This is a genomic window from Cutibacterium sp. KBN10P07758 (assembly GCF_050286205.1).
GTDB classification, from domain to species: Bacteria; Actinomycetota; Actinomycetes; order Propionibacteriales; family Propionibacteriaceae; genus Cutibacterium; species Cutibacterium acnes.
Genome location: NZ_JBNNQV010000001.1, coordinates 968,262 through 991,660 on the forward strand (window position 1 = coordinate 968,262; position 23,399 = coordinate 991,660).

The following is a 23,399-nucleotide window of genomic DNA, read 5'->3' on the forward strand; positions in this document are numbered from 1 at the left end:
GTCAGGACCGCTTGTAGAACGGTAATTCGACGACGGTAGTGTTGAGGGCTTTGCCCCGCACATCAACGCTAAGCGAGGTGCCGGTCTTAGCGACGTCAGGATCAACGAAAGCCATTGCGATGGGATGACCCAGAGTGGGGGAGAGGATGCCGGAGGTGATGGCTCCGACCGTTTTGCCCTCGTTCACGACAGCATATCCAGCACGCCCAGCTCGGCGCCCTTCCCCGGCCAGCCCGACTAACATACGATCGGTAGTGGTATCGCGGTTCTCGAGGGCGCAGCGACCGACGAAGTCGCCCTCCTTCTTGAAATTGACGACTCGCCCAAGCCCGGCTTGAGAGGGATGGATGTCGGTGCCCAATTCGTGTCCGTAGAGAGGCATCCCGGCTTCCAGGCGCAGAGTGTCACGGCAGGCGAGACCGCACGGTGTGAGATCCTCGCCGCCAGCGTCCATGAGGAGCTGCCACAGATGCTCGGCGGCTTCGGCCGGAACGTACAGCTCGTAGCCGTCCTCCCCGGTGTAACCGGTGCGAGCGACGAGCACGGGGAAACCATCCAGTTCTCCGGTGAGGCAACGGTAGTACTTGACGTCGCGGACCTCGTCGGAGTCGAGGGTGGTATTAGCCTTCTGGAGGGCCGCCAGCACGATCGTCACAGCTTTGGGGCCTTGCACGGCGACGAGGGCGGTCTGGGCTGACTCGTCTGTGACGGTGACGTCGAACCGTGCACAGCGCTTGGTGAACTCTGCGAGATCAGTTTCGGCATTGGCAGCATTGGCAACGACGAGGTAGTCACCGTCAGGCAGGTGGTAGGTCACGAGGTCATCAACGACACCCCCCTCGTCTGTGAGTAGGAGGGAATACTTCGCGCGGCCTTCCGCCACAGCGGAGAGCTTGCCGGCCAAGGCGTAATCGAGGGCAGCTCCAGAATCAGGGCCAGAGATCCTGATTTCTCCCATGTGGGATAGGTCGAAGATGCCGGCATTCTTGCGGACGGCGTGGTGTTCGGCCAGGTCGGAGGAGTACCGCACGGGCATGTTCCAGCCCGCGAAATCGGTGAAGGATGCTCCGAGGCTCTCGTGTACGGCCGCCAGTGGTGTACGTCGAAGCGTAGTCATGCTTCGAAGTATGGCATGACGAGGGACCGTGTGCTTGCTCGTAGGGAGAACTGAGGAAGTAGACTGAGCGGCGTACGACGGAGTCCATTCCAGCGAACTCCGCGGCAGGTCAGGTAGGAGTTCGAGATGCCCTTGTCAGCAGAGGAGCAGCGGCGGCTCGCCGAGCTTGAGGAAGCGCTGTCCACTGACGATCTTGACTTTGCTCGGTCTTTCTCTCGGCGTGCTTCCGCGACTTGTCCTCACCCCAGTCGCAATGCTTTAGAGCAGCGACGTATGCAGCATCGTCGGGCTCGACGCCGTCAGATTCTTCTCGGGTCTGTCATGGTGCTGCTGGGTTTAGCGGGCGTTGTCGGTGGGGTGGTCCTCACCAGTGGAGTTCTTGCTGTTGTCGGTTTCGCCATTATGGCCCTCGCCGTCGGAGTACTGCTGTCGACCGGTGGAGGTGTGATGCCACGGAGCAGCGGAGTTAGACCACGTGGTGGGCAACGCGAGCCCCATTCCGAATCCTTCACCGCTCGAATGGAAGAGCGCTGGCGTCGACGTCAGTCGAGGTAACACTCCGTCGTCAGTCGCGGTGACTTTCACTTTTTGACAAGGGATGTCGGTAACCAGGTCGCCAGCCAGTGTGGCCTGGGGGTGGGGGTTCGTGCTAACCAGGCCTTGACAGCCCCGAGATCGTCGGGAAGAGAGTTGTCATGACCATCCTTGCTAGACCAGCGGTCCATCTCCTCTGCCAGGGCCAGCTTCTTGACCGCAGCGGAGGTGTCCGGATCCATGTCGGTGACTAAGGCCGCGGCTTGACGACGCGGGGTACCGTCAGGCCAGGCCAAACCGTGATCGATCCACAGGTCGCGGATTTCCCGCCAAATGCCGGCTATCGAACCACGGGTAATCCTGCGGCGTGAGATGAGCATGCGAATGAGCATTGGCAGCGCGAGTATGACGAGAATGACGAGGACTGCACTGAGAGGTGCCCAATTGAAGCCTTCATGGTCGGCGGTACTGATAGGTGCGGGGCTGCTGGTGGGTGTCGAAGTAGGTGCAGCTGCCGGGGATGGCTCAGGCGATGGGGTGGAGGTCTGTGTCGAAGGAGTCGGGGATGACGATGGGGTGGAGGAGGGGGAAGGAATAGTGGTTTCCTTGTCGGTCCAGGTGGGAGCTGGTGCCACCGCTGCGGTCGGCTCGAACCTAACCCATCCGTAGTCCTGGAAGTACAACTCGGGCCAAGCGTGCATCTGGTTGGCGCGTATCTTCCAGGTGTCTCTTGCATGATCGCCGGGAAGGAACCCCACGGATACGCGTGACGGAATACCTTCAAGTCGTGCCATAAGTGCCATTGACGCCGCGAAATGGATGCAATAACCACGGTGGGTGCGCAGCAAGAAGTTTTCCAGTACTTGATAGCCGTCACCTTCGGGTGCGTTGATGTCGTAATGGAATCGAGCGCTGTCACGAAGCCAGTTTTGAATCGCGATGGCCTTGGTTACGGGGGTAGATTTCCCCTTGATAATTCGGCTAGTTAAGTCCCTTATGCTGGATGGAACGTTAGCAGGGACTTCGGTGTACACCGAGTTATTTGGGGTGCCGGCCTTCGCGTTATCGAAGGTTACTGGATCGGGGTCGGGCTCCTGCGCCGAAATGCTGTACTGCATATCGGAGGTTGCATGGTCGTGATCAGCAGAGGTTGAGACAATCGTCAGATCCTGTGGGTCCCACGCCCAGGTCTGATCGACGTCCGCAGCAATTGGTCCATAGGGGGCGGGTAAATACTGTGAAGAAAACCCAGTGATATTGATATCGACCGTACGAGTTCGTGACGGGCCAAACAATCCCGGTACAGATTCAGGGGCAGAGTGTTCTAGATCAACTGGGATGAGGCCCCACCCTCGATCAGTCACCTTCGATAGGGAGGTCATGCGCAGGTATTCACCGTCAGGGCTATTAGTGGTGTAGGTGATGACTGATGCCGTCGATGTGTTATGGAGATTGCGACGCAGTTCGATGGTCGGATCACTCATCCGTACCGGACTCGACGGGGCCGCTGCTGGGTGAGAGAAGTCAAGATGTCCCCAGACGGGTGCGATCGCGGCGAACACTGTAGCGATCGTGATGGCGATAATACTGAATATAGCCGCGGCCAACCAGGTCAGAGGGCCACCTCCTCGAAGCGCATGATCGACGGTGAGGATGATGAGCCAGCTCGCCGCGACCAAGGCGAAACTCCACCAGGGCGTGTCGTGTCTGACGATGAGAACCGCCGCAAGATGGATAACTAGCAGCGGAGCGAGAGACCACCCAGGGCTTTCGAGAGTAATGGTTAGCAGGTCTGCCAGAACAGTCAGAACCGCCACCACGGTCGTTGTCAACCAGATAACCCCGATTGACGGGGGAAGATGTCCATCGGTCGTCTGGATCAGAGTGAGGGTGTCGCGATACAGATGAAGGGCATTAACCGGGAATGAGCCGGAGGAACCAACCGCCGATGCACTGATGCCTCCCATCATCACGACGATGACGACGACGAGAATGGCTTGCACGCCTTGTACCTCGGCGTGGTCCCAGTGGTGGTGTCGGCACAGCAGGCCGACGACTTCGAGGAAGACGATGACGGCAGTCGGACCGATCCAAAAAGACGGATCGGTAGTGAGCCCTATCAGCGAAAAGGTGGCCAACATCATGGCCAGGGCTACCGCGAGGTGAATAGCCAGAAGGCCGGGGTACTCAGATGCCTTGGTCAGATCGAGATGTTCGGACAGCTGGGTGACAGGCTGAGCGGCACGACGTGGGTTTGTCATAAAGCTGCCGTCCTTGCGGTCTGCAGCAAGTTCTGCCATGCCGAATCGATAGAGGTGCGAGAATCGACGGGAACGACTGCCCACCCAGCATCATCCAACTCTGCGACGGCACGCTCGTGCTCCTCGGCCTGCTCAAGGGGGCTGCGGAATCGTCGAGCGGTGAAGGTATCGGAATCTAGGACAAGGGCAAGGCCAGCGACCCGGTCCCGTCTCAAGTCCACGAGAGGATCAATATCGGTCGTCTCCAACCGGCCGAGGATGGCGATCGCCGGGCCGTCAATTCCCTGGCATGACTCGATAGCCTTGGTCAGGGCGGTGTCGGGACGCAGCGGTTCGTCGACGAGGGCGTCGAGAATATCGCCCTTGAGCGTGCCGGATGAGTCACACACGTGAGTGACGTATCCGTCGGAAGCCAGACGCGTCGAGATGGATGCCACCGCGTTGACGGCCCATTCAAAGGATGCGTCGGGGCCAGTTCCAACGTGACGCCGAGCCCGAGAATCCAACACGATGACGACGGATGGGTTCCAGGCCTGCTCCTCGCATCGGACCATGAGGTCCCCGCGGTGAGCGGTGGAGCGCCAGTGAATGCGTCGCACCGAGTCTCCGGTGTGCCAATCGCGCACCATGGCATCGTCGGGACCACGTCGTCCGGCATGGATCGCTGAGGACCTTGTGTCGAATCCCTGACCCCCGAGCTCCCCGGAGGCGCCCAAATCGACGATCCTTGGCGTGACAATGACTTCGGCAACCTGACCGAGATCGGTGTGATGGCGGGCCATGCCAAACGGGTCGACGGTGCGCATCATGACGGGGCCGATCACGAATCGACCACGTGTAGTAGGTATGACTGGGGTCTGGATGGTGGCCGTCGACCATCGTGACTGGCCTAGCGGCGCGGGGATGGTATCGGTGAATCGGGCTGCTCCAAGTGGTAGTCCGCCACGACGCTCTACCGTGACGGTTTCGCAGGCTTGGGAGCCTAACGCTATCCGCATTGGAGCGAGACTACGCGCGGTCTGCACGCGCGGTCGAAACCATGCGACGACACTAATGGCTATCAGCGGCAGCAGGATAAGGAGAAACCCAATTCTCGCCAGGCCACGCTGGTCAATGCTGAGGCCGATGATCGTGAGCACGATCCCCACGATCCCGACCGTGCGTCCTCGTAGTGTGAGCAGTCCCTGACGGCGAGGGGCGCTGGACGTTGAGGCGGCGCTCATCGGTCTTGATGCGCCCGCTCAGGCAGGGGAACCTGACGCAGAATTGACCCAATGACTGACTCGGCTGCCCGGGCAGACTCATGGCTGGCGATTCCACTGCGTCCAGAAAAGACCAATCGGTGAGCCAAGATCGGCGCAGCGAGAGCCTGAACGTCGTCGGGGATGACGTAGTCGCGTCCACTCATGGCCGCGCGAGCTCGGCACGCGCGGACCAAGTGGAGGGCTGCGCGGGGAGATGCTCCCAACCGAATGCTCTCGTGTGAGCGGGTGGCGCCGATGATGTCGAGGACGTACTCGTGAATGTCAACGGCTACGTGCACTCCAAGTACGGTCGAAATGAGCCTTCGGATCGTCTGAGTGTCGGTAACTGGTCTGACCTCATCAAGAGGAGAGGTCGCGCCATGATGCTCGAGCATGGCAAGCTCTGCTGATCGCGTTGGATAACCCATAGTGATACGAGCCATAAATCGGTCACGTTGGGCCTCTGGTAGGCGGTACGTGCCCTCCATCTCAATGGGGTTTTGGGTGGCCATCACCATGAACGGGGCTTCGAGGGGATGAGTCAGGCCATCTGCTGAGACTTGACGTTCTCCCATGGCCTCGAGCAGAGCTGACTGGGTCTTGGGAGAGGCGCGGTTGATTTCGTCACCCACCACAATGTTGGCGAAAATCCCGCCAGGTTTAAAGACGAATTCCCGCTTCTCTTGGTCATAGACGCTGACGCCGGTGATGTCTGACGGGAGTAGGTCAGGAGTGAACTGAATGCGGTGAACGGTGCAGTCAATGGCGCGCCCTAGTGCTCGAGCGAGTGTCGTCTTACCCACACCGGGGACGTCCTCCACCAGCAGATGCCCTTGGGCAAGGAGGACGACAAGCGCGGTATCGATGCGTTCGCTCTTTCCCTCAATCGCCCCTGCGACGGCCGACCGGACCGCGTTAGTGATGGCCACCACACCATCAATTGATGCGGCACGCGGATCAACGGTCTCAAGAGGCTGGGCGTGTGCCGGAATGACCGGCTGTGATTCTCGGTGGTTCAACGGGATCCTCCTGGCGTGCGCGGCAGTGACCGAAGCCCATGTTATCTGGCGGCGGTGACGCTATTTCCATCGCGATGGGAGCCGTGGAACAGGTTCGAGCGACTTGCTCAAGTTCATGTCGACATTCTTCGTTGCCATGCGACGGCTGTATGACGCGATGCAAGTGGGGAGAAGCGGAGAAAAGGGTGTAAGGGAGGTGACGGGGTGGAGCGTCGTGGAGTATGGTGGAGGCAAGTGGAGGAAATTGCCTCGATCGTGGAGCAAGGAGGTGCCCGGTGTTTCTGGGTACGCATACTCCCAAGCTCGACGAGAAGGGCCGCTTCTTTCTACCGGCGAAGTTCCGCGACGAGTTGGACGATGGGTTGGTCATCACCAGAGGCCAGGACAGGTGTCTGGCGATCTACCCGACCGAAACTTTCGTGGAGATGACCCGGGAAATCGCCAAGGGATCGGTGAGCGTCAAGAAGGTTCGTGACTATCAGCGCATGCTGGCAGCCGGGGCTAGCGACACCGCTCCTGACAAGCAGGGGCGGGTCATGATTCCGCCGATGCTGAGGCGCTACGCCGCTCTTAATAAAGAGATCGTCGTGGTGGGAGCGATTACTCGAGTTGAGGTGTGGGACGCCACCGAGTGGGAGAAGTACTCCGAAGCTCAGGAGGAGGCCTTCGCCGATATGAACGAGGAGGTCTTCGCCGAACAGTGATCTCGCGGTCCGCGGGTCCGGGCCGACCGGGCCCCCTGACACAACTTCCCCTGTGCCAGGTGGTTCAGCCGGAACGGAACCTCGGATCACGGGTCGTCGACACCGGTCGAAGACGTTGCTGGCATATCATGCCGGGGAAGGGATGCTCATGGCGACCGATGCCATTGGTAGCGATGCTGTCCATATCCCCGTCATGCGTGCCCGTATCCTCGACCTTCTTGCTGTCGTTCTCAAGAGTGGTCGACGTGTCCATGTTGATGGCACCCTCGGTATGGGAGGTCATGCTGAGGCTGTTCTGAGGCGATTCCCTGACGTTGAGTTGGTCGGTATCGATCGCGATCAGCAGGCCCTGACAATGGCCGAGGCGCGGCTTGAGCCTTTTGCAGACCGCGTTCATCTCGTCCACGCTGTTCATGACGAACTTCCTGAGGTGCTTGACGATCTCGGCCTGGACTATGTCGACTCCGTACTGCTTGACCTTGGGCTGTCCTCTTTCCAAATTGACGAGGTTGAGCGCGGGTTCTCGTACTCGGTTGATTCCCCGCTGGACATGCGGATGGACCAGTCCAGTGGTCGTACTGCTGCCCAGATCCTCAATGAGTCTGATCCTGGTGCCTTGGTGCGTATGCTTCGCGAGTACGGTGAGGAAAAGTTCGCTGACCGCATTGTTCGCGCCATCGTTACCGAACGTGACCGCCAACCCATCGAGACTTCGGGGCGGCTCGTCGAGATTATTACCGAAGCTATTCCTGCCACAGTGCGTCGCAAGCGCCACAGCCATCCCGCCAAGCGTACCTTCCAGGCCCTGCGGATTGCCGTTAACCGTGAGATGGAGACCTTGCCCGCGGTGCTCCCGCGAGCTCTCGATCGTCTTGATGTCGGCGGCCGGATCGCTGTGTTGTCCTATCACTCCCTGGAGGACCGCCCCGTCAAGGAGGCCTTCCGCGACGCATGCGCGGATACAGCCCCAGCCGGATTGCCGATGGTCCCCGAGTCAATGGCAGCAAAGTTCAACCCTGTTACTCGGGGGGCGGAACGTCCCGACGCCGATGAGGTGGCCACCAATCCACGATCCGCCTCGGCACGGTTGCGGGTCATTGAGCGGGTTCGATCTGGGCCCGTTAACCGTCAGCATGCGACCAAGGAGAGCCGATGAGCGCTGAACTAGCACCGCGTCCACAGCAGGCCAGGACTGCTGCTGCACGGCCTACCTCGTTGCGTCCAGTATTGCGTGCACTGCCGCAACGGGTGCGTCAGCAGCAGATGGGGCGACTGGGCTTTGCCATTCTCATTGTTGTCATGTTAGCTGCTGGATTGGCCGGGCTGTTGGTGCTCAACACCACCATCCAGGCGCAGTCCATGCAGATTGCCCAGGAGACGCGCAATCTCAACGTCTTGCAACACCAGCAGGCTGTTCTGGCTGCTGAGGTCGATCACCTTCGTGGTCCGCAGAATCTCCAGGAACAGGCCAAGAAGCTCGGCATGAGGCCGAATCCTTACGGCTCCTATATTGACCTGCGTACTGGCAAGGTCATCGGAACCCAGACCAAGGTCGACGGCAAGGAGGTACCAGGAGTCATCGGGGAGACGGCTAAGCCTGAGGTGGGCCAGCCGTGAGTTCCCGGCATCCTACGGGCCCGAACTCACGGCCCGGGTCCGCCAGGCGGCCCGCGTCCAACCGTGGTCCCGCGCGAGCGCGACCTGGGTCTCGCTTGGAGGGTCGGGAGCCGCATAGTAGGCCCGTGCTCGAAATGGCTTCCCAACGGGGTCGTTTGACGATCGTTATGGCGGTATTTCTCGTGCTTGCGGTGAGCTTAGCTAGCCGTGCTTTGCAACTGCAGGCGATCGAGGCGCCTGCGTATGCGGCGTCGGCGGCGGCGAGGATGAAGTACACCTACGCTCTTCAGCCCAACCGAGGCGAGCTCACCGATCGCAATGGCATTGTGATGGCGCAAACCCAGCCTGCGGTATTGGTTTTTGTGGACCCTCGGATGATCTCCCGCAACGGCGTTGACGAGCGGGTGACGATGACTCGTGAACAACAGGAGAAGGCAGCCGCTGCGCCTAAGGCCGTCGCGAAGATCCTTGCTACGCGATTGGGCGGGCAGCCGGAGGATTACCGCAAGGCGGTAACGGCCACTGATGCTAAGGGAAAGCTGAGCCGCTACTCGGTAGTACGCCACCACGTTGACAGCTACACCTTCGACCTCATCAAGAAGGACATGAAGCAAGGTGGCTGGTACGGAGTATTTAGTTCAAATGACCCGATCCGTACCTATCCGTCGGGGCAGGTTGCCTCCAACGTCGTGGGCTTCGTGAATGCCGAGGGCAAAGGAGCTGGCGGTTTCGAATACTCCCATAACAAACAGCTTGCTGGTGTGCCGGGTAAAGAGTCGTATGAGGCCTCGACCTGGGGCCGTATTCCGCTGGGTTCTAATACTCTGGTGCCTGCGGTCGACGGCACAAGTTACACTCTGACTCTCGACGCTCAGCTACAGCTGATGGCTCAGCAGGCCCTCGGTACAGCGATTAAGAATGCCAAGGCAAAGAGCGGCGAGATCGTCATGATGGACGTGACTAATGGTGAGGTCCTGGCGATGGCGTCAATGCCCACTTTTGACTCAAATAAGCCCGGCAAAGCTAAAGAGAACCAGACCCGCAATCGGGTCATCCAGGATGCGTACGAGCCAGGATCGGTGCAAAAAGTCCTGACTATGGCTGCGCTGACCGATCAGGGGATCATCACTCCCGATAGCCACGTCGTCGTTCCGCGTGCTTTGTCGTCTGGTGGCGGCAAGATCACTGATGCTGAGCCTCACGGCACCGAGTACCTCACCGCCCGTGGGGTGCTAGTGCATTCGTCAAATATTGGGACGGCATTGTTTGCCCGAAAGTTAGACAAGGCGACCATGGTGTCTTATCTCAAGGTATTCGGGCTAGGGGCTCCTACCCGAATCGGTCTGCCAGGTGAGGCGAGTGGTCAGATACCGAAGCCCACTATGCCTGACTACACCCGGGACCAGGTTGCGTTCGGCCAGGGGCTGTCAGTGACGGCTCTTCAGGAGGCCGCTGCCGTTGCCGGAATCGTCAATGGCGGGGTCTACCACTCGCCGACGATTATCAAGTCTGCCGTTGACGGCCACGGCGAGCCTTCCGAGATTCCTAAGACGACTACCCGCAGAGTGATCTCGCAACGAGCCTCTGAGGAGGTTCGCGACATGATGGAGAACGTGGTATCTACCGCCAAGGGCCGACCTATTCCGGACTACCGGATGGGTGCCAAGACGGGTACTGCCCAGCGGATTGACCCTGAGTGTCACTGCTACCACGGGTACATCTCGTCGTTTATTGCCGTCGCTCCTATCGAGAAGCCGCGTATTCTCACGTACGTTGTCATCAATCAGCCCACCAACGGGCATACTGGCACGGCGGTGGCACAGCCAGCGGCGCGGCAACTCATGTCTGTTGCCCTGCCGCGATACGGTGTGCAACCGTCCACCGACAAAGCGCGCAAGGAACCCTTGGAGTACCAGCCGTGAGCCCTGAATCTACTGTCACCCCCACTCCACCTGCTGGTGCTGCCCTCCGACCATCCCAGGGTGATCCTGTCGGGTGGACCGATCTAGTGGCCTCCTTCGACAGCTGCCGAGCTAATGACAACGGTCCTGCGATCACCGGGATCACATTGGACTCCCGCCAGGTTCGCCCGGGCGATCTCTACGTCGGTCTGCACGGCCTGCATGCTCACGGGGCGAGTTTCGCTGCCTCTGCTGTTGAGTCGGGTGCAGTGGCAGTGCTCACCGACGAGGACGGTGCCACACTGGCGGCGGAGGCGGGTGTGCCGATCATCGTCGTCGACGATCCGCGCGCTGCCATGGCTGTTGCGGCCGCTAAGATCTTTGGACGCCCCTCGGATGCCATGACGATGTTTGGTATTACGGGGACTAACGGTAAAACCACAACGGCCTTCCTCGTGGAGGCCGGATTGCGTGCGGCTGGCCACCATGTTGGGACTATCGGGACAATTGGATTCCGGCTCGACGGTGAGGAGTTGCCTAGTGCTCGCACCACCGTCACGACGCCGGAGTCCCCAGATCTGCAAGGGCTATTCGCGGCGATGGCTGAGCGAGGTGCTTCTGACGTCGTGATAGAGGTGTCGTCGCACGCTCTGGCCTTGCAGCGGGTGGATGGAACCTGTTTCGATGTCGTGGCTTTCACCAACCTGGGCCGTGACCATCTGGATTTCCATAACACCCTTGATAATTATTTCAACGCTAAAGCCCGTTTGTTCACCCCCGATCTGGCTCGGGTTGGCGTTATCAATGTCGATGACCCGCGTGGTCGTCAGCTAGTTGAGCGTATGCAAGCCAACGGGGTTAAGGCCGTGACAACGTCAATCCATCAGCCCTCTGACTATCAGGTGACGTCATGGCAGGCCGCGCGTGCCGGGGCAATTTTCGACGTGAGCACTCCGTCGGGGGAGCGCACCCTCGAGCTGTCCTTGCCCGGCGAATTCAATGTCCGCAACGCAGCTATGGCTCTGGCCATGCTCGAGGCTGCCGGGCTCGCTTTTGACGATGTTGCAGATGGTTTGTGTTCCGCGCAGGTGCCTGGCCGTATGGAGCGGGTCGATCTCGCAGATGACGCCCCGACGGCCCTCGTGGACTTTGCGCACACTCCGCAAGCGATTGCATCAGCTCTTGATGCCGCTCGGTCGTCAGTCGATGGCGGCCGTCTTATCGCCGTGCTCGGTGCTGGGGGAGACCGTGACGTGGCCAAGCGTGGTCCAATGGGCCAGATTGCCGCTGAGCGTGCCGATATCGTCATCGTTACTGATGACAACCCACGTACCGAAGATCCTGCGGTGATCCGTGCAGCCGTGCTGGAGGGGGCCCATGAAGCTGCTGGTGACGGGGTCATTGTGATCGACGGGGGACGTCGTCGTGAGGCGATTAACGAGGCCCTGCGGATGGCGGAGGCTGGCGACGTTATCTGCGTGCTCGGCAAGGGACATGAGACCGGGCAGAACATTGGCAGTGAGGTGCTGCCGTTCGACGATCGTGAGGTTATCCGGGCCGAATGGAAGATCATGGCCCGGCAGAGCGAGGAGGATCAGGCACGATGAGAGTTCTCGACGTTGCCACCCTCGCGCAGTGGGTCGAAGCAGCACCGGTAAATGATTCTGCCCAGGTGGGCCCGGACGTCGTCATTGATACCCGGAAGGTAACTCCGGGCGCTCTGTTTATCGCTCTTCCCGGCACCCGGGTAGACGGTCATGACTTCACTCAGGCGGCTCAGGACACGGGCGCTGCCGCTGTCCTGGTCACTCGGCGCACCGACGCACAGTTGCCCCATCTCGTTGTTGACGATGGTCAAGCCGGCCTATCTCGACTGGCGCGTCATGTCGTGGCGACTGAACGAGAACGTGGCATGCGTACCATCGCTTTGACTGGTTCCAGCGGTAAGACAAGCACCAAGGACATGCTGGCCCAGATCCTTGAGACTTTTGGCCCAACGGTGGCTCCGGTGGGATCGTTCAACAATGAAATCGGAGTTCCTCTGACGGCGTGCCGCAGTAACGAGAACACCTCTTTCTTGGTGTCGGAAATGGGGACTCGCGGTCTGGGTCATATCTCCTGGCTCACCTCCATCGTTACTCCCGACGTAGCCATGGTCCTCAACGTCGGGAATGCCCACCTGGGCGAGTTTGGTTCGCGAGAGGTCATTGCCCAGGCTAAGGGTGAGATCGTTGAGGCCCTCAGCGTTGACGGTTGGGCTGTGCTCAACGCCGCCGATACCCTTGTCGCCGGGATGGCACCGCGCACCCGTGGACATATTGCATGGTTCAGCCCTGATGCTGACCATCGTCGCCCAGATGCCGACATCGAGGTGTGGGCCGAATCAACCCATGCCGACGACCTGGATCGTCACTCCTTTACCCTTGCCGCCCGCCGGGGTGAGTCCACCTGGCGTAGCCCTGTCCGGCTGATGACGATGGGTGCTCATCAGGTCGCAAATGCCGTGGCTGCTACTGCTGCTGCGCTGGCAGCCTTGGCTATGAATGACGACATCGATGACCAAACTGTCACTCGGATCGCCGAGGCGCTCAGCAACGCCGTGTCCAGGTCAGCTATGAGAATGCAGTTGCGTGAACGCGCCGATGGCCTGGTGCTGGTCGAGGACTGCTACAACGCCAACCCTGACTCGATGGCCGCTTCGTTGACAGCGATGGGGCATGTCTTGGCGACGCGCCGAGTTCGGGACCCTCAGACTAGGGGCGTCGCCGTCTTGGGCGACATGCTCGAGCTTGGACAGGACTCTGCTCGTCTCAATGCCGAGTCCGGTCGGCTAGCAGCCCACGCTGGATTCGACGTCATTATCGCTGTTGGCGATGAGGCCGAGAACATTGCCGAAGGTGCCCGGGCCGAAGGCGCACGTGTGATTGTTTCCACCGTGGAAGGTGCTTCTGGGTCACTAGGTTGGACCTCACACGATGTCGTTTTACTCAAAGCTTCCAGAGGTCTGGCCTTGGAGCGAGTAGGACGCGAAGTGTTCGAGGAAAGGGAGGCCCAGGCGTGAAGAACATCCTGCTCGCCGGTGCGGTGTCAATGATCGGCACCCTCGTCGGCACGCGGTGGTTCATCCATTGGCTCGCCGCGAAGGGCTATGGCCAGTTCATTCGCGACGACGGCCCGACAACCCATAAGACGAAAAAGGGCACCCCGACCATGGGCGGCGCTGTCATTATTGTCTCCGTACTGCTGGCGTACCTCGTAGCACACCTGGTGACATGGACCCATCCCTCCATCTCGGCGCTGCTGGTGTTGTGGCTGTTTTCGGGATTGGGTTTCATCGGTTTTCTTGACGACTGGACAAAGATTTCTAAGCAGCGTTCCTTGGGTCTTAAACCCAAAGGAAAGCTCCTCGGCCAGGCTTTTGTCGCTATCACTTTCGCTATCGGGGTGATGTATTTCCCTGATGTCCACGGTGTGACGCCAGGGTCGCCAGCTATCTCTTTCCTGCGTGATATTTCGTGGCTGTACCTACCCGTCTGGCTGGGCATCGTCTGGGTGATCCTGCTTATTTCAGGAAGTTCCAACGCTGTCAACCTCACCGACGGTCTTGACGGCTTAGCTACCGGTGCGTCCACGATGGTTTTCGGCGCCTATACCGTGCTGAGCATCTGGCAGTTCAATCAGTGGTGCTCTCGCCCGACCACCGCAGGAAACCACTGTTATGCAGTGCGTGACCCTCACGATATTGCAGTGGTTGCCATCGCTATCGCCGGAGCGTGTTTTGGGTTTCTGTGGTGGAATGCTAAGCCCGCCCAGATCTTTCTTGGCGACACAGGATCATTGGCTCTTGGTGGCGCTGTTGCCGGTATGGCCGTCGTCAGTCGCACTGAGCTGCTCCTGGTCATTATTGGTGCTCTCTTCGTCATCGAAACGGTCTCGGTTATGTTGCAGGTCAGTGTGTTTAAGATCACTGGCGGAAAACGTGTCTTTAAAATGGCCCCGTTGCACCATCACTTTGAGCTGAAGGGGTGGGCTGAGGTGACGGTAGTCATCAGGTTCTGGATTATTTGCGGCCTTGCTGTTTCGGCTGGCCTAGGAATCTTCTATGCAGAATGGGTGGCAGGGCAGTGACGTTCTCCGGAAAGGTTGATCTCAGCGCGGCTGACCGGCTCTTCGACTGGTCTGGTGTGCATGTTGTCATCGCTGGTTTAGGCACGTCCGGCTATGCCGCCGCTGACGCGTTACTTGAGCTTGACGCCACGGTCCTCGTCCTTGACGACTCCGATGACGACTCCCACCGTGACAAAGGTGGTCTGCTGGAGGTCCTCGGGGCCGAAGTGCGTTTGGGCCCCGGATCAGCATCCGACTTGCCGGAGGAAACGGACCTCGTCGTCGTCTCTCCTAGCTGGCGTCCTACCCAACCGCTGGTAGCTCGTGCCCTTACGCGAGGGATCCCCGTTTGGGGTGAGCCTGAACTGGCCTGGCGCCTCATGCATCCCGACCGTGTTATTCCGTGGCTGGCGATTACCGGCACCAATGGCAAGACGACGACTACCCAGATGACCGAGTCGATTCTTCATGCGGCAGGTCTGAAGGCATGTGCTGTCGGTAACATTGGCCGACCCATCCTTGAGGCCATGGCTGACGAGATCAACTACGACGTTTTTGCAGTGGAGCTGTCCAGCTTCCAGCTGCACTGGTCAAACTCACTGTCTCTCCATTCCGCGGCAGTGCTCAACCTTCATCAAGACCACCTGGAGTGGTACGCCCACGAATCGGATCCGCTCGGTTCGTACGCCGCCGATAAGGCTCGGATCTACCACCAGGTGACCAACTCCTGCGTCTACAACGTTGCCGATCCCGCCACCGAACACATGGTGGAGGATGCCGACGTCGTTGAGGGGGCTCGCGCTATCGGGTTCACGACCGGGACCCCGGGGCCGTCCATGATCGGAATTGTGGACGGCCTCATCGTCGATCGTGCCTTCGTTGAGCAGCGCGCGACCTCGGCGATGAAGCTGGCTCGCCTTGAGGACGTGCACCCTTTCGCTCCGCACAATGTCGAAAACGCGTTGGCTGCTGCGGCACTGACCCGCTCCTTTGGTGTTCCTGCGCCTGCCGTCGGACAGGGTTTGCGTGACTTGCATCTTGGTGGACACCGCATCGAGACGGTGCACCAGGCCGGTGGCATTACCTGGGTCGATGATTCCAAGGCGACGAACCCCCATGCTGCAAACTCCTCGATGCGGGCCTTTGAACACATCGTGTGGATCGCTGGTGGGCAGGCCAAGGGCACGCATTTTGACAACCTCGTGACCACTCATGCTGGCAAGCTGCGTGGCGTCGTAGTGCTGGGAACTGACCGCGGCATCATCGCGAGATCTTTGGCCGAGCATGCTCCACAGGTTCCGGTCGTCGTCATTGACGACATGTCCCGCGAGGCGATGGCTCGTGCGGTCCACGAGGCTGCCAAGATGGCTCGTCCTGGGGATACCGTCTTGATGGCACCTGGCTGTGCCAGCTTGGATATCTGGCCCGGCTATGCCGCACGCGGTGAGGACTTTGCCAATGCTGCTCAACACGTTGACGGGCCAGATGCCGATGGCTGAGAAATCGGTAGATTCACGGGTCCGCCGTACCACCCGACGCCGGACTCCCGGCAGCTGGTTGAGGCATTTACTGCGACTTGACGGTGGTGACGGTTCCTCACGCCGATTGCTGGCTCAGCCGTTTCTGGATTACTACGTCATCCTGGCTACTACCGTGCTGCTGTGCGGTATTGGCGCGCTGATGGGATTGTCATCCTCGTCGGTGTACTCCCAGTCCCTGGGTCACGGGCCTTATCACTTTGCGATTCGTCAGATCCTGTTCCTGGTAGTGGGCGCTATCGCGGCAGCCGTGGTGTCGCGGCTCTCGGAGACACATCTGAGGCAACTTGGTGGGTTCGCCTATGCCGTCGTGTGTCTCATGCTCGTTTTGGTGCTGACCTTTTTGGGTTCAGACGCTGGAAAGGGAAACCAGTCATGGCTGTCTCTCGGACCGGTTAGTTTGCAGCCCTCAGAGTTCGCAAAATTCGCCCTGGTGCTCCTTGGGGCGAGTTACATGTCTTCACGACGTGGCGAGATGGCGACTCCGAAGGGCGTGGGGGGTTACCTTGGTCTATATGGGGTCGTCGGTCTGCTTGTTGTAGCTCAGGGAGACCTCGGCACAACGATGATTATTGGCCTTATCATGTTGGCCCAGATGTGGAACTTTGGAGTGCCCAAGCGTTATTTGGGTGCCCTCATTGGCCTCGGTCTCTTGGCGGTGCTGCTGCTCACTGCCATCACCCCCTATCGCGCCGAGCGCGTGTTGTCGTTCCTGCACCCAGACAATGGCGCCAGCACCTCCCAGCAGCCTCTTTCGGCGATTTATGCGCTGGCGACCGGTGGCTGGTGGGGTGTTGGTATCGGTGCCTCCCGACAGAAATGGGGCGGCCTTTATGATGGCGCTCAGAACGACTTCGTCTTTGCCGTTCTTGGTGAGGAAATGGGCCTGCTGGGTACCCTGGGTGTCATCCTGCTGTTTACCTTGCTGATATGGGCTGGCGTGCGCACAGCGATGCGGCAGGATTCGTTGTTTCGTCGTTCAGCCGCGTCGACGGCCACCGCGTGGATTGCAGCTCAGGCCCTCATCAACATGTCTGTATCGCTGAACCTCTTGCCGGTCGTGGGCGTCCCGCTTCCGTTCATTTCTATCGGTGGTTCTGCACTAGTGTCGGCGCTGTTAGCAGTGGGGCTTTTGTTGGCATGTGCCCGCACCGAGCCTGATGCCCGGCGAAGTACTGCTGCCTCGCAACGCACTGAGCCGGCCCGAGTAACGAGCGTCGTCGATGGTGGCAACCGTGGCTGATCTGAACCTCATTTGCCGTCTTTCTTCCCCAGAGGAGTACTCATGGTAAACGTTGTCTTGGCTGGCGGAGGAACGGCTGGCCATACATCGCCGTTGATCGCGACCGCGATGGCGCTGCAGGAACGTGGGGCGACGGTCTCGTGTATTGGTACGCCAAGGGGACTCGAGGGACGAGTTATCCCGGAAGCGGGGCTGCAACTTGACATGATTCCGCCGGTGCCGTTGCCCCGTACCGTTAATGCTGACCTATTCAAGGTTCCTGCTCGGCTAGCCGGGGCGGTGCGTAAGGCTGGCGAGGTGCTTCAGCGTCGCCAGACCGACGTCGTCGTCGGGTTTGGTGGCTACGTGTCGTTGCCTGCGTATTTAGCGGCCAGGCGAGCCAAGATCCCGGTCGTCATCCACGAGCAGAATGCTGTGCCGGGGTTGGCAAACAAGATTGCCGCACGCTTTGCCGTCTTCGTCGGTACGGCTTTCCCCGACACGCCCTTGCCCAAAGCGCGGTTTGTTGGCATGCCGTTGCGTTCACAGATCACCGATTTGGCTGACGCTAGTGGGCAAGCCCGAGCTGAGCGTTGTGCCCGTGCTCGTGCTGACCTTGGTCTTGACATCAACCGTCCAACTTTGTTGGTGTCGGGGGGCTCTCAGGGGGCGGTGGCCATTAATGAGGCGGTTGTTGCTGCGCGGACACGTCTACTTGCAGACGGTGTGCAGATTCTTCACGTGCTCGGGCCGAAGAACATCCGGGGGGCTACGAGGATTACCGACGAGTTGACCGGAGCGTCATGGTTGCCCATGGGATACGTTGACGACATGGCGAGTGCTTATGCGGCTGCCGACCTCATGGTGGCCCGTTCTGGCGCTGGAACAGTGGTGGAAACAGCGACCGTCGGTTTGCCGACTATCTATGTGCCGTTGCCGCACGGTAATGGCGAGCAGGCGCGCAATGCCACCTCGGCGGTCGACGCCGGAGCTGGCGTTGTCGTCGCTAATGCTGATCTGGACGTTGAGCGCCTCCTTGCGGAGACTGCCCGCATCCATGATGCTGATGTTCTTGCCCAGATGTCAGCGGCAGGACGGGGACTCATGCCCGCTCACGCTGCTGAGGAGATGGCGGTCCGGGTGATCTCGGCGGCGACGTCGATAGACCCTACGATTGGTTGAGGAGATATCTCATGTCACTGCGGGAACCTGTCGAGCTACTTGATCCCAGCGCCGTAGGGCCGGTCTACTTCATCGCCATCGGCGGAGCCGGAATGAGCGGTGTGGCACGGATTTACCACGACTTGGGAGTTGAGGTGCGCGGCTCCGACCAGGTCGACTCGGCTAATTTGCGTGACCTTGCAAGTCTCGGCGTTCAGACCTGGGTAGGTCATGATCCGTCCCACCTGGCGGGGGCTCGTACCGTGGTCGTCTCCTCGGCTATTCGTCCTGACAACCCCGAGCTGGTCGAGGCACACCGGCTGGGTTTGCGGATCTGGCATCGCTCGGCCGCTTTGGCGGCACTCATGCTCGGCCGGGAAGGCGTCTCAATCGCTGGTACGCACGGCAAGACAACGACAACCGGCATGGTTGCCACCATGCTCGATTGTGCCGGAGCTGACCCGTCCTATGTCATTGGCTCTCCACTGGCTGCCACGGGCATGTCCTCCCATCTTGGTGGGGGAGAAGCATTCGTGGTGGAGGCTGATGAATCCGATGGGTCTTTCCTGCAGTACCCAAGCCAGATCGTCGTCGTCACCAATGTGGAAGCCGATCACCTAGACAATTGGGGTACCCCGCAGGCGTACTTCGACGGCTTCGTGTCGATGGCAACCCGTCCCGAGGTGCGCTACGTCGTGACTAATGCCGACGATCCGGGGGCAGCCGAATTGGCCTGCCGACTGGAAAGCACCGGCACAGTGCGAGTCGTTACTTACGGAGAATCTGAGCAAGCTGAGGTCAGGCTCGTTGACCTTGACTTAAATGGGACGACGGCTTCGGCGACTCTCGTTCATGGCCCTACCCAGGGACGCCTGGAGCTCCAGGTGCCTGGTCGCTACAACCTCTCTAATGCGGCAGCCGCCTACTGCGTCGGTTCCCTGCTGGGAATTAGTCACCAGGATCTGTTGACCGGGATCGCATCCTTCACGGGGACGTTGCGACGCTTCCAACTGGTGGGTCGGGTTGCTGACGTCTCAGTCTTTGACGATTACGCCCATCACCCGACCGAATTGCGCGCCACCCTTGGCGCGGCACGTCGTGTCGTGACGGGGCAGGGGAGGGTCATCGCCTGCTTCCAGCCTCATCTGTTTTCCCGTACCAGAGATTTCGCCGGGGAGTTCGGATCGGCGCTTACCCTTGCAGACCGGGTCATCGTTTCCGACATATATCCGGCCCGTGAGGATCCGATTCCCGGTGTGACCGGCGAGTTGGTGCACGACGCCGTTATCGCCGCAGGCGGGGATTCCCGGTATGTGCCCGATAAGCAGGACCTTCCGGAGGCCCTCGCTGAAGAGGTACGTCCTGGGGACCTCGTCATCACCCTTGGCGCAGGAGATGTCACTTTAGTTGGCCCGGTTCTGGTGGGCCTACTGGAGGGCAAGGCTTGATGCCGGTTTCCGACATCAGCGTCGCGATGGAGCTACGACGTCGACGCCGTAGGAAGCGTAACCGGATCATTGCGGGTGTTGTCGCCGCTGTGGTGGTGCTCGTCCTTGTGGCGATGTGGATCGTCCGCAGCTCGTCGTTGTTGTGCGTCAACACCATCGAGGTACACGGCACTCGCCTTGTGACGGCGTCCCAAGTCGAGCAAGTCGCCAAGATCCCGAAGGGTCAGCCGCTGGCCAGGGTGAACACCGACGACGTAGCTGCGCGCGAAACGCGCATGGATATCGTCCAACAGGCTGAGGTGTACCGGAAGTGGCCGCACACTGTCGTCATTGACATCACCGAGTTGAAGATCTCGTATCAGGTGAAGACTCTTGGGGGCTACCTCTGGATCGATCCCTCCGGGAGAATCTTTAACCGAACCGCGAAACCCACTCCGAACGTGGTGTGGGCGACGACCTCATCTGGAAATCGTGGCTTATTGCGAGACGTCGCAACCGTCGCTGATTCCTTTCCCACCGAGCTTAGACGCCATGTTGACCATATCGAGGCCACATCTCGCGATGCCATTGTCGTGGTGCTGTCGGGCAAGCGAACGGTGGTGTGGGGATCGGCGGATCAATCTGTTCTCAAGGCCAAGGTCACCACAGCGATGCTCCACGTCAAGGCGACTCGTTATGACGTCTCGTCCCCTGAGCATCCGACCTCTCGCTGAGTAGTCTCAAGCTACGGTTGAGGGTCAAGGTCAAGGTTGGCTGCAGCGTTGGACACCCTTTTGACGTGCTCATAGCCTTGCCCCTAGACCGGTCCGTCAGACAAGAGTGAGGCAGAACTCCAGTGGCTATTCCATCCCAGAACTACCTCGCCGTGATCAAGGTCGTGGGGGTAGGCGGTGGCGGTTGCAATGCCGTGAACCGCATGATCGAGGCGGGGCTCAAGGGAGTCGAGTTCCTCGCCGTCAACACCGATGCCCAGGCCCTCCTCACGAGCGACGCCGACGTTAAGCTTGACATCGGCAGGGACCTCACTCGAGGTTTGGGAGCCGGCGCTGACCCGGATAAGGGACGCCAGGCTGCCGAGGACCATGCTGACGAGATCGAGGAGTCCCTCAAAGGTGCCGACATGGTTTTCGTCACCGCTGGTGAGGGCGGCGGAACCGGCACTGGTGCTGCTCCCGTCGTCGCTAAGATCGCTCGATCCCTCGGCGCTTTGACGATTGGTGTTGTCACCCGCCCGTTCTCCTTTGAGGGCCACCGTCGGTCCTCCCAGGCCGAGCAGGGCATTGACAATCTGCGCGACGAGGTCGATACCCTCATCGTCATCCCGAACGACAAGTTGCTGGACATGACCGACCAGCAGATCGCCATTCTTGACGCTTTCAAGCAGGCTGATCAGGTGCTAATGCAAGGTGTTTCGGGTATTACTGACCTCATCACCACCCCCGGCCAGATCAACTTGGATTTCGCCGATGTCAAATCGGTCATGTCGAATGCTGGATCCGCCCTCATGGGTATTGGTCGTGCATCTGGAGAGGACCGTGCACGGGCAGCCGCAGAGATGGCTATCTCGTCTCCGCTGCTCGAAGTGTCCATCGACGGCGCTCGCGGCGTCTTGCTGTCTATCGCTGGTGGTTCCGACCTTGGCCTGTTTGAAGTTGCCAGCGCGGCCAATCTCATTGAGGCTGCTGCCCATGACGAGGCCAACATCATCTTCGGCACGATCATCGACGACGCCCTCGGTGACGAGGTGCGCGTTACGGTTATCGCGGCTGGATTCGAGAACGGCCAGCTCACCAGCACCAAGCAGCCTGGAATCAGTCAGCGTCCTGCTTCCCGTCCTGCCATGACCAACCGGTCTTCAGCGGGAGTTTTTGGCGCTGGAACGGGATCTGCTGCATCAACCTCGGCTGGGTCGAGTTCGTCTGCGAGCCGTCAGCCCGCTGATAACCAGCGGCCGACGCCGATCCGTCCGCAGACTCAAGGCAGCCCGTTCGGAAAGGCCCAGTCACAGCAGCAGAGTCATCCTGTGGAGCCTGTTAATCCGCCTGAGGAGCCGGATGACGACCTTGATGTCCCTGACTTCCTGAAGTGACGTGCTGAGATTCGTTATCGACCCCGGTGCCAATCATGGCGTCGGGGTCGCCTTCACTGATCGTGTCGACGCTTCCGGACAAGGACGCGGGGGTGCTGGTTTTGAAGGATTTAACCTCGGCCGCGCTGATGAAGACCCCACTGTCCTCGAGCATGTTGACTCTCTTCGTTCTCGGCTTGGCTTGGGTCCGGTGATGGTTTGCCATCAAGTACATGGCAACGAAGTGTGGCGGGTCCGCCCAGACGACGTCGAGGGATGGATTCCCCAGAGGTATCTTGGGAATCGCGTTGAGGGCCAGCCGAAGCTTCCCATTGCCGACGCGATGGTCACCGATCTGCCCGGAGTTGCGCTGGCTATTCGAGTGGCCGACTGTATGCCGATTATGCTGGCAGACCCAAAGGCTGGAGTGGTTGGTGCCGCTCACGCCGGGCGAGTGGGATTCTTAGCAGGTGTGTTGCCCGCGACCGTCAAGATCATGTGTGACATGGGGGCCACGGAGTTGCTTGCGTGGTTGGGTCCCCATATCTGTGGTAGGTGTTACGAGGTCCCCGCAGAGATGGCCGAGCAAGTCTGGGCCAAGTATCCAGCTACTCGTGCGGTCACTCGGCAGGGCGCTCCGGCCCTTGATCTAGGTGCAGGAGCGTTAGCTCAGCTCGAGTCACTGGGTGTGGCCGCTGTGGGGCTGGATCCTTGCACGTTTGAAGGGGATGACTTTTTTTCCCATCGTCGAGATCATGGCGCTGGTCGGCTAGCTGGCCTAGTGTGGAATGCTCACGACGCCCATTGACGACAGATGTACTCAGTCCATGATGTCTTAGACGTTCGCGTGTCCCACCAAACCGTGGCAATATCAGTGGCAGGCTTGAATGGTGAGAACCCCGCCCGGGGATAAGCCCACGAGAAGGAGCTCCAGATGGCAGGAATCGGCAGGAAGATTGCCTCGTACGTCGGGATCGTTGACGATCGTCGGTACGACGAGGAGGATCTTCCCGACGAGGAGCTCACCACGGAGGTCTACTCCGACGACGGGTATGAGCCATCTTCGGAGGTGACCCAGTTGCATCATCACGATTCCAATGAGCAGCACGGTCGGGGGCACAAGGCGGTTCAACACCGTCGCCGTTCGGAACTTGAGGAGCCGAGCATCGCTGACATTAACCGCATCCTGACCGTCCACCCGCGCAACTACAACGAGGCGCGGACCATCGGTGAGCAGTTCCGCGAAGGTATTCCGGTCATCATGAACCTCACTGAGATGGACGATGCAGACGCTAAACGTCTCGTCGATTTCGCTGCTGGCCTCATCTTTGGCCTGCGCGGAACCATCGAGAGGGTGACCAGCAAGGTTTTCCTGCTGTGCCCGCGCAACGTCAATGTCACTCCGGAGGACAAGGCCCGCATCGCTAGCGGCGGATTCTTCAATCAGTCTTGACGAGG

The 23,399-nt window shown here is 60.0% G+C and carries 20 protein-coding genes; 16 read left to right on the top strand and 4 right to left on the bottom strand.

Annotated elements, in window-relative coordinates:
• Position 1: 1 nt before the first annotated feature.
• Complete coding sequence (gene gcvT / locus ACOYO3_RS04800; RefSeq protein ID WP_002515245.1) at positions 2–1,117, bottom strand: glycine cleavage system aminomethyltransferase GcvT; 1,116 nt, start codon at positions 1,115–1,117, stop codon at positions 2–4.
• Between the two features lie 126 nt (positions 1,118–1,243).
• On the opposite strand from gcvT, the gene ACOYO3_RS04805 reads away from it, so the two are divergent.
• Positions 1,244–1,672, top strand: coding sequence for a DUF3040 domain-containing protein (locus ACOYO3_RS04805; RefSeq protein WP_002515269.1), 429 nt, complete (start codon positions 1,244–1,246; stop codon positions 1,670–1,672).
• A 26-nt stretch (positions 1,673–1,698) separates the two neighbouring features.
• Here ACOYO3_RS04805 and ACOYO3_RS04810 read toward each other — a convergent pair whose 3' ends face one another.
• From ACOYO3_RS04810 to ACOYO3_RS04820, 3 genes are read right to left on the bottom strand one after another with little or no spacing between them, the layout of a single operon-like run.
• A complete protein-coding gene (locus tag ACOYO3_RS04810) occupies positions 1,699–3,912 on the bottom strand; it encodes a transglutaminaseTgpA domain-containing protein (RefSeq protein WP_002525063.1) in 2,214 nt (737 codons plus the stop codon).
• Entirely contained in the window at positions 3,909–5,135 is a 1,227-nt protein-coding gene (locus ACOYO3_RS04815; RefSeq protein ID WP_002515248.1) for a DUF58 domain-containing protein, read from the bottom strand. The genes ACOYO3_RS04810 and ACOYO3_RS04815 overlap by 4 nt, the downstream gene beginning before the upstream one ends.
• Positions 5,132–6,175, bottom strand: a complete 1,044-nt coding sequence (locus tag ACOYO3_RS04820) for an AAA family ATPase (protein WP_002515251.1) — start codon at positions 6,173–6,175, stop codon at positions 5,132–5,134. The genes ACOYO3_RS04815 and ACOYO3_RS04820 overlap by 4 nt, the downstream gene beginning before the upstream one ends.
• A 275-nt stretch (positions 6,176–6,450) precedes the next feature.
• Here ACOYO3_RS04820 and mraZ point away from each other — a divergent pair, with 275 nt between their 5' ends.
• The 15 genes from mraZ (at position 6,451) to ACOYO3_RS04895 (ending at position 23,394) form a co-directional block, all read left to right on the top strand.
• Positions 6,451–6,879: a division/cell wall cluster transcriptional repressor MraZ gene (mraZ, locus tag ACOYO3_RS04825; protein WP_002513933.1), complete on the top strand. Its 429-nt coding sequence runs from the start codon at positions 6,451–6,453 to the stop codon at positions 6,877–6,879.
• Positions 6,880–7,021: 142 nt separating this feature from the next.
• Positions 7,022–8,035, top strand: a complete 1,014-nt coding sequence (rsmH, locus tag ACOYO3_RS04830) for a 16S rRNA (cytosine(1402)-N(4))-methyltransferase RsmH (RefSeq protein WP_002519126.1) — start codon at positions 7,022–7,024, stop codon at positions 8,033–8,035.
• A gap of 107 nt (positions 8,036–8,142) precedes the next feature.
• Positions 8,143–8,496, top strand: coding sequence for a septum formation initiator family protein (locus ACOYO3_RS04835; protein ID WP_002519125.1), 354 nt, complete (start codon positions 8,143–8,145; stop codon positions 8,494–8,496).
• A 134-nt stretch (positions 8,497–8,630) separates the two neighbouring features.
• Positions 8,631–10,418 (top strand): peptidoglycan D,D-transpeptidase FtsI family protein, encoded by a 1,788-nt coding sequence (locus tag ACOYO3_RS04840; protein ID WP_002525062.1) that lies wholly within the window; start codon positions 8,631–8,633, stop codon positions 10,416–10,418.
• An 86-nt stretch (positions 10,419–10,504) separates the two neighbouring features.
• The gene (locus ACOYO3_RS04845; protein ID WP_002525061.1) at positions 10,505–12,004 is read left to right on the top strand and encodes a UDP-N-acetylmuramoyl-L-alanyl-D-glutamate--2,6-diaminopimelate ligase; all 1,500 of its coding nucleotides are present in this window, start codon (positions 10,505–10,507) and stop codon (positions 12,002–12,004) included.
• Complete coding sequence (locus ACOYO3_RS04850; protein ID WP_002515270.1) at positions 12,001–13,458, top strand: UDP-N-acetylmuramoyl-tripeptide--D-alanyl-D-alanine ligase; 1,458 nt, start codon at positions 12,001–12,003, stop codon at positions 13,456–13,458. Before ACOYO3_RS04845 ends, ACOYO3_RS04850 begins: the two co-directional genes overlap by 4 nt.
• Complete coding sequence (mraY, locus tag ACOYO3_RS04855; RefSeq protein ID WP_002520392.1) at positions 13,455–14,525, top strand: phospho-N-acetylmuramoyl-pentapeptide-transferase; 1,071 nt, start codon at positions 13,455–13,457, stop codon at positions 14,523–14,525. The genes ACOYO3_RS04850 and mraY overlap by 4 nt, the downstream gene beginning before the upstream one ends.
• Positions 14,507–16,003, top strand: coding sequence for a UDP-N-acetylmuramoyl-L-alanine--D-glutamate ligase (gene murD / locus ACOYO3_RS04860; RefSeq protein ID WP_002515281.1), 1,497 nt, complete (start codon positions 14,507–14,509; stop codon positions 16,001–16,003). Before mraY ends, murD begins: the two co-directional genes overlap by 19 nt.
• 106 nt (positions 16,004–16,109) lie before the next feature.
• Positions 16,110–17,285 carry a putative lipid II flippase FtsW gene (gene ftsW / locus ACOYO3_RS04865; protein WP_002519122.1) on the top strand — a complete coding sequence of 392 codons (1,176 nt, stop codon included), beginning with the start codon at positions 16,110–16,112 and terminating at the stop codon, positions 17,283–17,285.
• A gap of 42 nt (positions 17,286–17,327) precedes the next feature.
• Positions 17,328–18,446, top strand: a complete 1,119-nt coding sequence (gene murG, locus ACOYO3_RS04870; RefSeq protein WP_002515244.1) for an undecaprenyldiphospho-muramoylpentapeptide beta-N-acetylglucosaminyltransferase — start codon at positions 17,328–17,330, stop codon at positions 18,444–18,446.
• Between the two features lie 11 nt (positions 18,447–18,457).
• Positions 18,458–19,873 carry a UDP-N-acetylmuramate--L-alanine ligase gene (gene murC, locus ACOYO3_RS04875; RefSeq protein ID WP_002515297.1) on the top strand — a complete coding sequence of 472 codons (1,416 nt, stop codon included), beginning with the start codon at positions 18,458–18,460 and terminating at the stop codon, positions 19,871–19,873.
• Positions 19,873–20,586 (top strand): cell division protein FtsQ/DivIB, encoded by a 714-nt coding sequence (locus tag ACOYO3_RS04880; RefSeq protein ID WP_002520394.1) that lies wholly within the window; start codon positions 19,873–19,875, stop codon positions 20,584–20,586. Before murC ends, ACOYO3_RS04880 begins: the two co-directional genes overlap by 1 nt.
• Before the next feature lie 122 nt (positions 20,587–20,708).
• Positions 20,709–21,962: a cell division protein FtsZ gene (ftsZ, locus tag ACOYO3_RS04885; protein ID WP_002515334.1), complete on the top strand. Its 1,254-nt coding sequence runs from the start codon at positions 20,709–20,711 to the stop codon at positions 21,960–21,962.
• Position 21,963: 1 nt separating this feature from the next.
• A complete protein-coding gene (pgeF, locus tag ACOYO3_RS04890; protein WP_002515222.1) occupies positions 21,964–22,749 on the top strand; it encodes a peptidoglycan editing factor PgeF in 786 nt (261 codons plus the stop codon).
• 126 nt (positions 22,750–22,875) lie between these two features.
• A complete protein-coding gene (locus tag ACOYO3_RS04895) occupies positions 22,876–23,394 on the top strand; it encodes a cell division protein SepF (protein ID WP_002515332.1) in 519 nt (172 codons plus the stop codon).
• Positions 23,395–23,399 lie beyond the last annotated feature (5 nt).